This is a genomic window from Rhizomicrobium electricum (assembly GCF_011762045.1).
In the GTDB taxonomy this organism is placed as follows: Bacteria; Pseudomonadota; Alphaproteobacteria; order Micropepsales; family Micropepsaceae; genus Rhizomicrobium; species Rhizomicrobium electricum.
The window spans coordinates 191,317-204,147 of sequence record NZ_JAASQS010000002.1 but is presented as its reverse complement, the minus strand read 5'-3'; the positions used below and the strand labels follow the sequence as shown (position 1 = coordinate 204,147).

The 12,831-nt window shown below is 63.3% G+C and carries 19 protein-coding genes and 1 tRNA gene; 17 read left to right on the top strand and 3 right to left on the bottom strand.

Annotated elements, in window-relative coordinates; all coding sequences use genetic code 11:
- Positions 1-48 precede the first annotated feature (48 nt).
- The 4 genes from FHS84_RS03860 to FHS84_RS03845 are packed head-to-tail and all read left to right on the top strand — an operon-like array spanning position 49 to position 3,422.
- Positions 49-2,049, top strand: a complete 2,001-nt coding sequence (locus FHS84_RS03860) for an ATP-binding protein (protein WP_166930582.1) — start codon at positions 49-51, stop codon at positions 2,047-2,049.
- A 13-nt stretch (positions 2,050-2,062) separates the two neighbouring features.
- Complete coding sequence (locus FHS84_RS03855) at positions 2,063-2,356, top strand: acylphosphatase (protein ID WP_166930580.1); 294 nt, start codon at positions 2,063-2,065, stop codon at positions 2,354-2,356.
- Positions 2,356-2,712 carry a CidA/LrgA family protein gene (locus tag FHS84_RS03850; RefSeq protein ID WP_166930578.1) on the top strand — a complete coding sequence of 119 codons (357 nt, stop codon included), beginning with the start codon at positions 2,356-2,358 and terminating at the stop codon, positions 2,710-2,712. Before FHS84_RS03855 ends, FHS84_RS03850 begins: the two co-directional genes overlap by 1 nt.
- Positions 2,709-3,422, top strand: a complete 714-nt coding sequence (locus FHS84_RS03845; RefSeq protein WP_166930576.1) for an LrgB family protein — start codon at positions 2,709-2,711, stop codon at positions 3,420-3,422. The genes FHS84_RS03850 and FHS84_RS03845 overlap by 4 nt, the downstream gene beginning before the upstream one ends.
- A 55-nt stretch (positions 3,423-3,477) precedes the next feature.
- On the opposite strand, the gene FHS84_RS03840 is transcribed toward FHS84_RS03845, so the two are convergent.
- Both FHS84_RS03840 and lipB read right to left on the bottom strand, forming a co-directional pair.
- Positions 3,478-3,915 (bottom strand): cbb3-type cytochrome c oxidase subunit I, encoded by a 438-nt coding sequence (locus tag FHS84_RS03840; protein WP_166930574.1) that lies wholly within the window; start codon positions 3,913-3,915, stop codon positions 3,478-3,480.
- Between the two features lie 69 nt (positions 3,916-3,984).
- Positions 3,985-4,644, bottom strand: coding sequence for a lipoyl(octanoyl) transferase LipB (gene lipB, locus FHS84_RS03835; protein ID WP_166930572.1), 660 nt, complete (start codon positions 4,642-4,644; stop codon positions 3,985-3,987).
- A gap of 40 nt (positions 4,645-4,684) precedes the next feature.
- Between lipB and FHS84_RS03830 the strand changes: the two genes are divergently transcribed.
- From FHS84_RS03830 to FHS84_RS03780, 12 genes are all read left to right on the top strand, one after another.
- The gene (locus FHS84_RS03830) at positions 4,685-4,921 is read left to right on the top strand and encodes a FliM/FliN family flagellar motor switch protein (RefSeq protein WP_166930570.1); all 237 of its coding nucleotides are present in this window, start codon (positions 4,685-4,687) and stop codon (positions 4,919-4,921) included.
- Positions 4,922-5,018: 97 nt separating this feature from the next.
- A complete protein-coding gene (locus FHS84_RS21095; RefSeq protein ID WP_208393685.1) occupies positions 5,019-5,516 on the top strand; it encodes an NAD(P)-dependent oxidoreductase in 498 nt (165 codons plus the stop codon).
- On the top strand, positions 5,513-6,274 hold the full coding sequence (locus FHS84_RS03825; protein ID WP_208393684.1) for a phosphoadenylyl-sulfate reductase: 762 nt from the start codon (positions 5,513-5,515) through the stop codon (positions 6,272-6,274). The genes FHS84_RS21095 and FHS84_RS03825 overlap by 4 nt, the downstream gene beginning before the upstream one ends.
- A gap of 105 nt (positions 6,275-6,379) precedes the next feature.
- Complete coding sequence (locus tag FHS84_RS03820) at positions 6,380-6,694, top strand: ArsR/SmtB family transcription factor (protein ID WP_208393683.1); 315 nt, start codon at positions 6,380-6,382, stop codon at positions 6,692-6,694.
- Positions 6,695-6,815: 121 nt separating this feature from the next.
- Positions 6,816-6,901 (top strand) — tRNA-Leu (locus tag FHS84_RS03815).
- Between the two features lie 150 nt (positions 6,902-7,051).
- A complete protein-coding gene (locus FHS84_RS03810) occupies positions 7,052-8,443 on the top strand; it encodes a tetratricopeptide repeat protein (protein ID WP_166930566.1) in 1,392 nt (463 codons plus the stop codon).
- Positions 8,444-8,503: 60 nt separating this feature from the next.
- The gene (locus tag FHS84_RS03805) at positions 8,504-8,911 is read left to right on the top strand and encodes a bacteriohemerythrin (protein WP_166930564.1); all 408 of its coding nucleotides are present in this window, start codon (positions 8,504-8,506) and stop codon (positions 8,909-8,911) included.
- 144 nt (positions 8,912-9,055) lie between these two features.
- On the top strand, positions 9,056-10,225 hold the full coding sequence (locus FHS84_RS03800) for an acetyl-CoA C-acyltransferase (RefSeq protein WP_166930562.1): 1,170 nt from the start codon (positions 9,056-9,058) through the stop codon (positions 10,223-10,225).
- Positions 10,225-10,434, top strand: a complete 210-nt coding sequence (locus tag FHS84_RS03795; protein WP_166930560.1) for a hypothetical protein — start codon at positions 10,225-10,227, stop codon at positions 10,432-10,434. The genes FHS84_RS03800 and FHS84_RS03795 overlap by 1 nt, the downstream gene beginning before the upstream one ends.
- Before the next feature lie 176 nt (positions 10,435-10,610).
- Entirely contained in the window at positions 10,611-10,790 is a 180-nt protein-coding gene (locus FHS84_RS03790) for a hypothetical protein (protein WP_166930558.1), read from the top strand.
- A 78-nt stretch (positions 10,791-10,868) separates the two neighbouring features.
- Positions 10,869-11,213, top strand: coding sequence for a hypothetical protein (locus FHS84_RS03785; protein ID WP_166930556.1), 345 nt, complete (start codon positions 10,869-10,871; stop codon positions 11,211-11,213).
- Between the two features lie 61 nt (positions 11,214-11,274).
- Positions 11,275-11,610 carry a hypothetical protein gene (locus FHS84_RS03780; protein WP_166930554.1) on the top strand — a complete coding sequence of 112 codons (336 nt, stop codon included), beginning with the start codon at positions 11,275-11,277 and terminating at the stop codon, positions 11,608-11,610.
- Here the strand turns inward: FHS84_RS03780 and FHS84_RS03775 are convergent.
- On the bottom strand, positions 11,597-12,049 hold the full coding sequence (locus FHS84_RS03775; RefSeq protein WP_166930552.1) for a BLUF domain-containing protein: 453 nt from the start codon (positions 12,047-12,049) through the stop codon (positions 11,597-11,599). The two genes, FHS84_RS03780 and FHS84_RS03775, sit on opposite strands and share 14 nt — an antisense overlap.
- Positions 12,050-12,300: 251 nt before the next feature.
- Between FHS84_RS03775 and FHS84_RS03770 the strand changes: the two genes are divergently transcribed.
- Positions 12,301-12,732 (top strand): DUF1489 family protein, encoded by a 432-nt coding sequence (locus FHS84_RS03770; protein WP_166930550.1) that lies wholly within the window; start codon positions 12,301-12,303, stop codon positions 12,730-12,732.
- Positions 12,733-12,831: the final 99 nt, after the last annotated feature.

Here is a 12,831-nt window from a genome sequence, read left to right as displayed (position 1 = left end):
GGTCTCGTTCGCAGTATCCGCAGCAAATACGGGGGCGTAGAGGGACGCGTGTTCAACAAGATTCTGATCGCGAACCGGGGCGAGATCGCCTGCCGAATCATCCGCACCGCCCGCCGCATGGGGATCGGCACCGTGGCGGTCTATTCCGATGCCGATCGCGGCGCCTTGCATACCGGCCTCGCCGATGAGGCGGTACGGATCGGGCCGGCCCCGGCAGTCGAATCCTATCTCAACACGCACGCTATCCTGGAAGCCGCCAGAAAGACCGGCGCCGAGGCGATCCATCCCGGCTACGGCTTCCTGTCGGAACGGCAGGCTTTCGCCGAGGCGGTCACGCGGGTTGCCGGACTGGCCTTCATCGGCCCGTCGCCCGAGGCCATTGCCCGGCTGGGCGACAAGATCTGGTCGAAGAAGCTCGCCAAGGATGCCGGCGTGCCCACCATCCCTGGCTATGTTGGTGAAGTGATCGACGTCGGCCACGCCGCCCGCATTGCCGCCGAGATCGGCTATCCGGTGATGGTCAAGTCGTCGGCCGGCGGCGGCGGCAAGGGACTGCGCATCGTCCGTAGTGAGAAGGATCTGCGCCAGGCACTGCTGTCTTCGCATAACGAGGCGCGGTCCAGTTTCGGCGACGATCGGCTCTTTCTCGAAAAATACATCTCGCCCTTGCACCACATCGAAGTGCAGGTGATGGGCGACAAGCACGGCCATGTCATCCACCTCGGCGAGCGCGAATGTTCGCTGCAGCGCCGCTATCAGAAGGTGATGGAAGAAACGCCGTCGCCGTTCGTCGATCCCGATATGCGCCGGGCGATGTGCGGCGCGGCGGTCGCGCTGGCCAAGTCCGCAGGATACGACAGCGCCGGAACGGTCGAATTCGCCGTCGATCAGGACAAGAACTTCTACTTCCTCGAAATGAACGCCCGCCTGCAGGTGGAGCACACCATCACGGAAGCGGTGACCGGGCTCGACATCGTCGAACTGATGATCCGCGTCGCAGCCGGCGAAGCGCTGCCGCTGCGCCAAGCGGATGTGAAACCGAAGGGCTGGGCGCTGGAAGCCCGCATTTATGCCGAAGACCCTGCGCACGGCTTTCTGCCGTCGTCAGGCCGGCTGGTGCGCTATCACGCGCCGGACGAGGGCAAGATCGGTTCCGCCACTTTGCGCATCGATACCGGCGTGCATGAGGGCGACGACATCACCATCCATTACGATCCGATGATCGCCAAAGTCACCACGCATGCCCCGACGCGCGTCGAGGCGGTGAATGCGATGAGCGTGGCGCTCGACGAATTCGTGCTCTCCGGCATCAAGCACAACGTCGCGTTCCTCAGTGCGCTGACCCATAACGCGCGCTTCCGCGAAGGGCGCTTGTCGACTGGATTCATTGCCGAGGAATTCCCGCAAGGGTTCAAGAGCCGCGCCATGGATGCGGCCGCCAAGCGACGGTTCGTTGCTGCGGCCGTCGCCGCCAAGCTCGCCCGTACCAAGCGCGCCAGCGGCATTTCCGGCACGCTCAACGGGCCCTTCAACGGTTCGGAGCGGTTTACGGTCGCGCTCGAAGCGACCGAGTTCGCCGTGAGCGATGCCTTCCTCGCCGGTGACGAACTGTTCAGCAAGATCGACGGCACCGATTACTCCGCCGGAGTCAAATGGCGGCCGGGCCAGCCGATGCTGCGGATCCTCGACCAAGGGCAGGAATACGCGATCCAACTCATCCGCTTGCCGGGTGCTTATCAGCTCAGCCAGGGCGGCCATCAGGCGCTGGTGACGGTGCGCAGCGCCCGCGCGGCGGAACTGGCCAAGTTCATGCCTAAGCGCGCCAAGATCGATACGTCGAAGAAGCTGCTCTGTCCGATGCCGGGTCTCGTCGTGTCGATCATCGTCGACCGCGGCCAGGAGGTGAAGGCGGGCGAGCCGCTGGCGGTCGTCGAAGCGATGAAGATGGAAAACGTGCTGCTCGCCGAGCGCGACGGCACCATTGCCGAGATCAAGGTTCGTGCGGGCGACAATCTCGCGCTCAACGACGTTATTCTGGAATTTGCCTGAGACGGGAACGAAAATGGCCGGAGAAGAGGATATCACGTCGCTGCGGTTGAAGATCGAAGGCCATGTGCAAGGCGTCGGGTATCGCGCCTTCGCCGCCAACGAGGCCCGCAAGCTCCTGCTCAACGGCTGGGTCCGCAATCAATTCGACGGAACGGTGGAAATCCTTGTGTCCGGTCCCACCGTTCAGGTAGAGACCTTCGTGGGAATCTGTATGCGCGGGCCGCAATGGTCCACCGTGACAAATGTCGAACTCCATCGTGCTGAACCGCCCAAACTGACGGGCTTCCATATCGCTTCGACCTACTGATGCTGCAATCCTTCGCCATTCTTCTCGGCTTCCAACTCGGAGGCGAGGTTCTCGTCCGCGTGCTGCACGTGGGCATTCCCGGTCCTGTTGTCGGCATGGCTATGCTCGGCGTGTGCTGTATCGCCAGCCTCAAGCTGCGTCGGACTTGCGAGGCGGCAGCGGCGACGCTGCTCGGCAACCTGTCGCTGTTGTTCCTGCCGGCGGCGGTGGGGATCGTGCAGTTCCTGCCGCTGATCGCCAAGCAGGGACTGGTCATCGGTGCCGCCATTCTCGGCTCGACCGCGCTGGCGATCGCCGTCACCGCACTGACCTTCCGGTTCGTGGTTCACCGCATGAAGCTGGAGAATCGCGAATGACCGACATCACGCGCCTCTGGGTCTATCTGTCGGCAAGCCCCTTGCTGTGGCTGTTCGCGACGCTCGCCGCTTACGTGCTCGCCGACCGGTTTGCCAAGATGGTCGGCCGCCATCCGCTGGCCAATCCGGTGATGGTCGCCACGATTCCGCTGGCGCTGCTGCTGTGGTCCACCAAAACGCCGTACACGACCTATTTCGAAGGCGCCCAGTTCGTCCATTTCATGCTCGGTCCGGCGACGGTCGCGCTGGCAGTTCCACTTGCCGCCGAATTCAAGCGCGTGCGCCGGCTGGCAGTGCCCATCCTCGTCGCCTTGTTCGCCGGATCGCTCACCGCCATCTTCAGCGCCGTCGGCATCGCGTGGCTGCTCGGCGCGCCGCACGACGTGCTCGCTTCGCTGGCGCCGAAATCGGTCACCACCCCAATCGCCATGGGCATCGCGTCGCTCATCGGCGGCTTGCCGTCGCTGACCGCCACCATCGTCGTCGTCACCGGCATTCTCACCGGCGTGATCGCATTGCCGCTCACGCGGTTGTTGCGGGTTCACGATCACGCCGCCCACGGCTTCGCCTCGGGGCTCGCCGGTCACGGCATCGGCACGGCGCGCGCCTTCCACGACAGCCCCATCGCCGGCACCTTCGCCGGATTGGCGCTGGCGCTGAACGGTCTTCTCACGGCAATCCTGGCACCGCTGGTGATGCGGCTGTTCTAGCGCAACCGGAAAAGTGTGAAGCGGTTTTCCGATAAGTTGCGCGTCAACAAAAAGCTTATTCGGCTGCCAGCCGCACCGGATCGACGTCGGACGCTTCCGCATCCAGCGCCGGGCGGCGGCGGATCAGTTCGCGAACGGCCGAGATCAGGAACACCACGAGGCTCGAAACCGAGATGAGTTCGCCGATTCCCATGAACGGCGCCAGCGCCTTGTTCTGGGTCAACAGGAACACCGCAAGCAGCGGGATCATCACGATCACGCCGACCGTCGAGAGCGCGTAGTTGGTCCATGCCAGCCGCTTCGAATAGGTCTTCGCGGTCAGAGCATAGAAGCCGCCGTAAAGCGCCATCGTCACCCAGCCGAGAAGATTGAGATGGGCATGCACCGGCATCAGCCGGAAGTCTTCATTCATTCCCATCCACATGCCGCCGAACATGCCCATCAGAACGAACAATCCGCCGGTAACGAAAAAAGCTGCAGAAACGCGTGGCATCAGACCCTCCAGAAAGGAACAATTCTGAGAGCCGTATCCTGCTTATATGTGGTGCGACAAGGCGTCAGGCTATTCCGATGCTATGCGTACGGGGCCGAACACCTCTTCGAAGGCTGCGCGTAGCGCAAGGTCAACTTCGTTTGTGTTCACGACAATTCCGAGGTCCTTCAGGCTGGTAACGCCGTGGCCGCGGATTCCGCACGGCACGATCCCGTCGAAATGGGTGAGGTCCGGCGCCACGTTGAGGGCGACGCCGTGGAAGGTCACCCAGCGGCGCACGCGCACGCCGATGGCCGCGATCTTGTCCTCGCGGTCGCCGCGTACCACCCAGATGCCGACGCGGTCGGAGCGGCGCTCGCCTTTGACGTCGAAGCGCTTCAGCGCCCGGATCAGCCACTCTTCGAGATCGTGGACATAACGCCGGACGTCGCCGCCGCGGGGCCTGAGGTTCAGCATCACGTAGCCGACCCGCTGATCGGGGCCATGATAGGTGAACTGTCCGCCGCGTCCGGTCTTGAACACGGGAAAGCGGGGATCGAGCAGATCTTCTTCGCGGGCGCTGGTCCCGGCGGTGTAGATCGGCGGATGTTCGACCAGCCAGACCAGCTCGGGCGCGGTGCCGTCGGCGATGGCGGCGGCGCGCTCTTCCATGAACGCGACGGCTTCGGGGTAGGGCAGGAATCCCGGACGGACGGTCCATTCGGGAGCTATTAACGATTGAGAAAGCATGTCGGCCTAAGCATGTGCTTCGTTGCCCAGGGTACGGCCCATGCTGAACAATCTCCAGAATGTCAAAGTCGAAATTTCCGTGGTCTTGGGCCGGTCGGTCATTCCCATGCACCAGCTCCTGCGGATGGGCCGCGGCGCGGTGATCGAGCTGGATGCCAGCCAGGACGACCCGGTGTTGATCCTGGCCAACGACAAGCCCGTCGCGCGCGGCGAAATCATCATCCAGGGCGACCGGATCGGGGTCTCGGTTCTCGAGCTCCTGAAGGGCTACAACTAAAATACAAATCTCTACGTAAGAACTAGGTATTCACACTATGTTCTTGCATTTTTTGGAGAACGCACCTACTTCAGTGTAGTTCGCTGAGGCAGAAGCCGTGCTCCCGATCGTCTTGACCCCCGAAACAGCCAGAATTGGCCTCATTGGCGAGGGCGAGGCTCTGGAGCGCCGCCGTGCGCTGCTGGCGGGCGCGGGTATCACCCCCATACCCGTGCTCCCAGAGGGCGATCTCGGCGATCTCAGAATTCTGTTCGTCGCCGGGCTGCCCACGGACCTGTCCGAGGTACTGGCTGCACGCGCGCGCCGGGCCGGCATTCTCGTCAATGTCGAGGACGTGCCTTCGCTCTGCGATTTCCACGTTCCGGCCATCGTCCGTCGCGGCGATCTGTTGTTCAGCGTCTCGACCCGCGGCCGTGCGCCCGGTCTGGCGCGGCGCCTGCGCGAATGGCTGGAGGAGCGTTTCGGTCCCGAGTGGGAAGTGTTTTCGGCGGAATTGGGCGAGGCCCGCACGCGCTGGCGCGGCGAGGGCGCTTCGGCCGCCGACATATCGGTTCGTACACGGAAGATCATCGAAGAGAAGGGTTGGCTCGGGTGAGTGTGACGGTCATCAGCGGCGCCCCGCGCGCCGGCGAACGGCGTGAAAGCCTGGACGAAGCGACCGCATCGCGTCTGGCGCGGCTTCAGGCCGAGGCGGCGAACCGCGACGCCCAAGGCATCGTGGCGCTGGCGCTCGCCGAGTTCCCGCGCAAAGTCGCGATGGTTTCGTCGTTCGGTGCGGAGTCGGCGGTGCTGCTGCATATGGCGGTGGAGATCGACCCCGACACGCCGGTGCTGTTCCTCAACACCGGCAAGCTGTTCGGCGAGACGCTGCGCTATCGCGACCGGCTGCAGGATGTGCTCGGTCTCGGCGATTTGCGGGCCGTGGCGCCGCGCGCGGCCGATCGCGATCGGCTCGATCCGGAAGGCACGTTGTGGTCGAGCGATCCCGATGCCTGCTGCCATTTCCGCAAGGTTCTGCCGTTGCGCCGCATGTTGGAAGGCTTCGATGCCTCGATCACCGGCCGCAAGCGGTTCCAGACCGGGGCCCGCGCCGGCATGGCGGCGGTCGAGTTCTTCGAAGGCCGTTTCCGCTTCAATCCGCTGGCCGGCTGGTCGCAGGAGCAGCTCGAAGAGTATCTCACCGCCCACAACCTGCCGCGCCATCCGCTGGTGGCCGACGGCTATCCGTCGATCGGCTGCATGCCGTGCACGCGCCGGGTCAAGACGGGCGAGAGCTATCGCGACGGCCGCTGGGCCGGGCTCGACAAGGACGAATGCGGCATCCACGTCGGCGTCGACGGCGAGGGCATCTAGCGCTTCACCGAAAAGTGGGAACCGGTTTTCGGTTATGACGCGCGACCGACATCACCTCTTGCCTTAATATTAGAGTAATCTAATATTCCGGCATCCGAGGAGCCGATGGCCGCGAGCGAAGAAAAGCAGATGCAGGCGATGGCGCACCGGGCCGACGAGGCGGCCGGTCTGATGCGCGCCCTGGGTCATGGCGCGCGCCTCCGGGTGATGTGCGAGCTCGGGTCGGGCGAAAAGAGCGCCGGCGAGCTGGTGCAGTCGTCCGGACTCAGTCAGTCGGCCTTGTCGCAGCATCTGGCGCGGTTGCGCGAGGACGGCTTGGTGGCGACCCGCCGCGAGGCCCAGACGATCTATTACAGCGTTGCCGACCCGCGGGTCCGGCGCATCGTCCGGCTGCTTTACGAGCTCTATTGCGGCACCTGACCGCCCGCGCGGCGGTTTGCCGCCCGGTTTGGGCCGAGAAAGCCCGTTCTGGTGAATTTCGGCCGGATTCCAAGCCCTTCACAAGCGCTTTGGGGTTTGCTACACCCCGCCCCCCTGAGCTGCGGTCGTGGCGGAATGGTAGACGCACTAGCTTGAGGTGCTAGCGGGAGCAATCCTGTGGAAGTTCGAATCTTCTCGACCGCACCAGCCTTCCTTTTGCAAACGGAGTGAAGGCTGTTCTAGGGTGCCATTTCGGCCCAACCATCATTTCCGGAACCCGTGCCGCGCCCCTGTGTCGCGCGGGATGTGCCGTGCGATCCGTGGTCAATTCGCGGCCGTGAAACGAGGGGAATTCGGGTGGCCGGGGAAGAGTTAAAACCGTCGACCGTTATCAGCCTTGCAGACGCCATGCAGGCTTATTCCGCTGGCCGGTATGCGGAGGCCGAGGATATCGGCTGCCGGATTGCGGCGGTCCATCCGAACGATCCGGCGGTGTGGAATCTTCTTGGCGTGGTGGCACGGATGACGGGACGGCAGCCGGAGGCGGTGGCGTGCTACCGGCGCGGCATTGCGGTGGCACCGGATTATGCCGCCCTATGGTCGAACCTCGGCAATGCCCTGAAGGACCTCAAGCGCTGCGAGGCGGCGATCGTCTGTCATCGCCGGGCACTCGAACTCGAACCGGATGTCGCCACCTCGCTGCACAATCTCGGCGTTGCGTTGACGGCCGCCGGCCGCGATGGCGAGGCCCTCCATGCCTATGATGCGGCGCTGGCCATCGAGCCGGCGAATGAGAATGTGATTTGGGATCGTGCTCTCAGCCGGCTTCGGCTCGGCGATTATGCCGGCGGCTGGCAGGACTACGAGGCGCGGTTCGGTCGCGATGAACTGCCCAAGCGTGATCTGCCCGGCATGCGCTGGAACGGCGGGCCCTACGCCGGAAAAACGCTGCTGGTGGCGGCCGAGCAGGGGCTCGGTGACGGCATCTGGGTGGCGCGCTATCTCAAGCGGGTCAAGGCGCTGGGCGGCGAGATGATTGTCGAATGCCGCGAGCCGTCGCGGGCGCTGCTGGCATCGATGGGAGTGGCCGATCGCATCATCCTGCAAGGCGAACCGCTGCCGGCCGTCGACTTTCATATTCCGCAGTGCAGCCTGCCGGGAGTGTTCACGCCCGACGAAGCGGCCATTCCCACTGAGCCGTATATCACCGCCGATCCGCAGGAGCGCGCGCGTCTGGCGCCCATCATCGCCGCCGCGGCCGGAGAGAGGTTGAAGGTCGGGATCGTGTGGGGCGGCAGCGGCACCTATGCATCGCGGGCTGATCGCGACGCCAAGCTGGCTTACTTTCTCGCCCACTTCAACATACCGGGCGTGCAACTCTTTTCTTTGCAGAAGGGACCGCAGGAAGAGGAGCTGAAAGCGCTGCCGGCTGCTCCGGTGGTCCACCTGACGCCGCACACGGCCGACATGTTCGAAACCGCCGCTGCCGTGGCCGAGCTTGATCTGGTGATTATGACCGACACCTCCGTCGCGCACTTGGCCGGCGCGCTCGGCAAGCCGGTATGGGTGCTGCTCTGCCGCGTGCCGCATTGGATGTGGCAGTACGGCCGTTCCGATTGTGCGTGGTATCCGTCGATGCGCTTGTTCCGGCAGCGGACCTGGGGTGATTGGACAGGCGCATTCGATGAAGCGGCGGCGGCCCTGCAAATGCTGGTGCTGCAACGCTCTGGGAAACTACTTACCGTTTAGTTTTGGCAGTCCTTAACCAGAGCGGGACTGGAATGACGGCGTGCTGCAAGAGAGGCTGTCATGGCATTGCTGACCTGGAATCCGGGCATGAGCGTCGGGGTTCGCGTCCTCGACGAGGATCATAAAAAACTGATCGCGATGATCAACGAGCTGCATTCCGGCATGCTGGAAGGGCATAGCAACGACGTCGTCGGCGGCGTGTTGCGCCGGCTCGCCAGCTATACCGTCGAGCATTTCCAGCGCGAGGAGAAGTTCTTCGCGGAGACCGCCTATCCCGGCGCCGCCGCGCACAAGCGCGAGCACGAAAAGCTCAAGACGCAGGTGATGGCCGAGATCCAGAAGTTTCAGGCCGGCACCACCGGTCTCGGCATGGAGACGCTCAACTTCCTGCGCGACTGGCTGAAACATCACATTCAGGAAAGCGACAAGGCTTACAGCGCGCATTTAAATGCGCATGGCGTGAACTGATTGCGCTCACAATTGCGATGATGTGCTGGACGCATTGGAAGTGCCCGAAGTTGACCTTCTGACACGCTCGCCCGCTCCGTCTCCGGTCTGTATGTTGCGCATACACTGATATGCGACCGACAAAATCAGGCTGGAGAAATGCTGATGTCCGACGTCTTTGTGATTGCCGGCGCCCGTACGCCGATGGGCGCCTTTCAGGGCGAGTTGTCGTCGCTCTCCGCGCCCCAGCTTGGCGCTGCCGCGATTGCCGCTGCGATGGAGCGGTCCGAAATTCCCGCAAGTGAGATCGGCGAGACGGTCATGGGATGTGTGCTTCCCGCCGGCATGGGGCAGGCGCCCGCGCGCCAGGCCGCTCGCCAGGCCGGCATTCCGGATGCCGTTCCCGCGACCACGGTCAGCAAGGTCTGCGGCTCGGGCATGAAGGCGATCATGGTCGCCGCCGACGGGCTGGCGCTGGGGCGGGGGAGCTTTGCGGTCGCCGGGGGGATGGAGAGCATGTCCAATGCGCCCTACCTCTTGCCCAAAGCCCGTGGCGGCTACCGGCTGGGGCACGGCGAGATCAAGGACCACATGTTCCTGGACGGGCTGGAGGATGCCTCCGAGCACCGCCTGATGGGCACCTATGCCGAGGACGCCGCCCGCCACTTCCAGTTCACCCGCCAGGACCAGGATGCCTATGCGACTGAGTCGCTGGTTCGGGCCAAGCGGGCTCTGGCCGAGGGGGACTTCGAGGCCGAAATTACCCCCGTAACGCCGGCCGGCCGGTCTCCGGTTGCCCACGACGAACCCCCGCGCAAGGCCGATCCGGCCAAAATCCCCCTTTTGAGGCCTGCATTTGCCCCGGACGGGACGGTCACGGCGGCCAATTCCTCCTCGATCTCGGACGGGGCGGCGGCCCTCATATTGGCAAATACGGATGGCCTACGGTCACAGAGCATTAAGCCCGTCGCGCGTATCGTTGCCCATGCGAGCTTCGCGTTGGAGCCGCGTTGGTTCACTACGGCCCCGGTCGGGGCGGTCCGCAAGGTTCTGGAGTTGGCGGGCTGGTCGGTCGAGGACGTGGATTTGTTCGAAGTGAATGAGGCATTTGCCGCGGTTGCGATGATCGCTATGCGCGAACTGGATCTGCCTCACGAGCGGTTGAACGTGAATGGAGGGGCGTGCGCCCTGGGCCATCCGATCGGATGTTCGGGAGCACGAATTGTGGTGACGCTGCTGCATGCGCTGGCAAAGCGCGGATTGAAAAAAGGCGTTGCATCGCTCTGCATTGGCGGTGGCGAAGCAACGGCGCTGGCACTGGAGATGGTAAGCTGATGCAGGAAAAGATCGAATATCTGGTTTCGTACGATTTCGGCAAAGCCGGCGTTTGGGGGGTGATCAAGGCGCGCTCGCCCGAAGAGATCAAAGCGAAATATCCCGAGCTTGAGATCGTGAAGGCGATTGCCAATCACTTCACCTTCGATATCGACAACGAGCCGGAAGGCTGGCTCGCCGAGATGGTGCGCGAACGCAAATCCGTCTGACGGTGCCGACGACCTGACGCGGCGGACGCTCGCCGTTCGCCGCTTGTCGTCCTCCGCTGTGGGTGGGGTGGGGCACCTTGAGCGCGGGATTTGACGCGGCGCGGCTATGACTGGCTCCGCCCTTGGTGATCGGGCCGAAACAGGCTAAGCACAATCGTTGCTTGGCGATTTGCGCGATGTCCGATCCTCTGCCGCCCCCTCAAACCAGAATTTACCTCAACGGTGGGCCGTTGCTGCGCGCGCTGGGCTGCGGCGGCTGCGGGCTGGGCTGTTTCTCGCTGTTCCTGGTCGTCCTGGTGCTGGGCGGCGTGCTCGGTCTGCTGCTGTTCGGCTGGAAAACGCTGCTCGGCGGCTGAGCTGCCTTCACGTCCGAATTGAAAACTGTTGCGGTCTGTTGTCTGCTCGCGAAGGTTAATCCTAACGGGGGCTGCGCAATGGACACGATCCTTAATGCCTTGAATGCCGTGCTGGACATCTTCCGGCTGGGCTTCAATCAGGTAAACGCGGTGCTGGGGCTGATTATCGCCCTGATCGCCTCGTTCCAGCTCTCGGCCTGGAAGAAGCTGTGGGAAATGGCGCTGGCGGCCCTGGCATTCCACATCGTGGCCCTGATGCTGGCTCCCGCGATCGACCACGGCGCGGCGATCCGGCTGCCGGCGTTGACCGAGCCGGTGACCTGGCGCAACTGGCTGGCGATCTATGTCGGCTACGTGGTTCTGATCGCGTTGTTTTATTTCCTTCGTACCCGGCTCCTGAAGCCGGCGGCGGCCCACCACTGAGCCCGATGGCTCTTCCGGCCTGCTTGGCGTAGACTAAGCGCACTAGGCTAGGGGGTCTGCCATGGAAGTTGTTACGAGCTTCCCGACGTATTTCGTCGGGTTCTTGCACACGCTTTGCGTCATGCCGACGCTGGTTTATGTCGTCGTGGTCGCGTTGTTCTTTGGTCTCATCACCAACAAATTTGCCGGTGTGATCTTCATTCCGGTTCTGGCGGCTGCGGTTTTCATCGCGGCGCAAGTGATCGGGCCGGTCGTGATCAACAATGCGGCGCTGACGATGCCCGAGTTCAATCTGGCTTTCGCCAAAATGGCGGTCGCCTGCTACGCCGTGTTCCTGGTGCTCGATACGGTCGTGTTCGCGATCAAGAAGCTGGTCGGGGCGATCATCGACCGGTAGCCGCACCGCCGCCGGTGTTGATGCGATAGAAGCTCCTGAGAAGGACCGCGAGTGCTGCGGCCTTCTCGGGGGAGATCGCATTTTCGATTGCGTCCGCCGTGATCTTGAACATGTCGGCGGTCCGCGGTTCGCCGCGGGTCCAGCGATCGAAGCCCATGCTCCATCCGCCGAACAGGCGCTCGGCGACATGCTGCTGTACAAGTACGCGGATGCCGAAATGGCGCCGGTCGCGTTCGATCGGGCGGAAGATTTCCATTACCGCAGCTTCCGGGCCTTCGAGGATTTGGAGGAATCCCTGATCGATGTGGAGCAGCAAGCCGGTGACGTTCGCCCGCTGATTTTTGGCGCGCGACACATCGAGAATGGCCGAGAGTTCGTCGGTGTTGAGGGGCCACGACGCCGTCGAGACGTACATCAATTGGTAGATCGGAAGGTTCATCGGGACGCCACAATGCGATGGGTCTTTCTCACCATGTCTGGACCCCGTTAAAGGGGTCTGAAATAAATCGCCGGGCCTGTCCGATGTTGTCGCCGGACGCGCGGGTCCGCCGCCGAAAAACGACGGAAACCTGCGAAAAATAACGACAAAACGCTCCACCGCCTGACGTATAGGTATTTTCCGCAAGGGCGGCTGTGGACACCCTTGAGGATCGTCTTGGCGAACCCGCTCGGCTTGGCTAAGACGGCGCCATGACCGTTCATCTCGTGAAGCTTTGCGTCGGTGTGGAGTCCATCCAGGATTTGGTCGATTGGCAGCAGGCCCGGCTCAAGGAACGCCGCAAGAAAAAGCAGCCGCTCGAACTCGTCCACGTCACGCGGATGATGCCCAAGCGCATCGACGAGTTGCTCGACGGCGGCTCGCTCTACTGGGTCATCAAGGGCCATATCTGCGCCCGCCATCGGCTGATCGATCTCAAGCAGGTGACGAAGAACGGCGTGCCTCACTGCGGCATCGTCTATGACCCCGAACTCGTGCAGACCGAGCGCCGCTTTCGCTCGCCGTTTCAGGGCTGGCGTTATCTCGAAGTCAACGATGCGCCCGCCGACGCCCGCGCCATCAAGGGCGGCAAAGACATGCCCGAAGAGCTGAAGATCCAATTGGCGGAACTGGGCTTGCTCTGACCGGCCTTGGGTTTGCGAAGTTGACGCCGTTCTTATCGTTTACAGCGCGCCAAGTCCGTCCTTGAAATATAACAATTATTTCGCTGGCATATTTGTTGC

Excerpts from the sequence above, each read along its gene's own strand:
- FHS84_RS03855 (WP_166930580.1), top strand. The coding sequence starts at position 2,063 with ATGGCCGGAGAAGAGGATATCACGTCGCTGCGGTTGAAGATCGAAGGC.
- FHS84_RS03845 (WP_166930576.1), top strand. The coding sequence starts at position 2,709 with ATGACCGACATCACGCGCCTCTGGGTCTATCTGTCGGCAAGCCCCTTG.
- FHS84_RS03800 (WP_166930562.1), top strand. The coding sequence starts at position 9,056 with ATGTCCGACGTCTTTGTGATTGCCGGCGCCCGTACGCCGATGGGCGCC.
- FHS84_RS03785 (WP_166930556.1), top strand. The coding sequence starts at position 10,869 with ATGGACACGATCCTTAATGCCTTGAATGCCGTGCTGGACATCTTCCGG.
- FHS84_RS03790 (WP_166930558.1), top strand. The coding sequence starts at position 10,611 with ATGTCCGATCCTCTGCCGCCCCCTCAAACCAGAATTTACCTCAACGGT.
- FHS84_RS03805 (WP_166930564.1), top strand. The coding sequence starts at position 8,504 with ATGGCATTGCTGACCTGGAATCCGGGCATGAGCGTCGGGGTTCGCGTC.
- FHS84_RS03820 (WP_208393683.1), top strand. The coding sequence starts at position 6,380 with ATGGCCGCGAGCGAAGAAAAGCAGATGCAGGCGATGGCGCACCGGGCC.
- FHS84_RS03780 (WP_166930554.1), top strand. The coding sequence starts at position 11,275 with ATGGAAGTTGTTACGAGCTTCCCGACGTATTTCGTCGGGTTCTTGCAC.
- FHS84_RS03775 (WP_166930552.1), bottom strand. The coding sequence starts at position 12,049 with ATGAACCTTCCGATCTACCAATTGATGTACGTCTCGACGGCGTCGTGG.
- FHS84_RS03795 (WP_166930560.1), top strand. The coding sequence starts at position 10,225 with ATGCAGGAAAAGATCGAATATCTGGTTTCGTACGATTTCGGCAAAGCC.
- lipB (WP_166930572.1), bottom strand. The coding sequence starts at position 4,644 with ATGCTTTCTCAATCGTTAATAGCTCCCGAATGGACCGTCCGTCCGGGA.
- FHS84_RS03770 (WP_166930550.1), top strand. The coding sequence starts at position 12,301 with ATGACCGTTCATCTCGTGAAGCTTTGCGTCGGTGTGGAGTCCATCCAG.
- FHS84_RS03830 (WP_166930570.1), top strand. The coding sequence starts at position 4,685 with ATGCTGAACAATCTCCAGAATGTCAAAGTCGAAATTTCCGTGGTCTTG.
- FHS84_RS03850 (WP_166930578.1), top strand. The coding sequence starts at position 2,356 with ATGCTGCAATCCTTCGCCATTCTTCTCGGCTTCCAACTCGGAGGCGAG.
- FHS84_RS03840 (WP_166930574.1), bottom strand. The coding sequence starts at position 3,915 with ATGCCACGCGTTTCTGCAGCTTTTTTCGTTACCGGCGGATTGTTCGTT.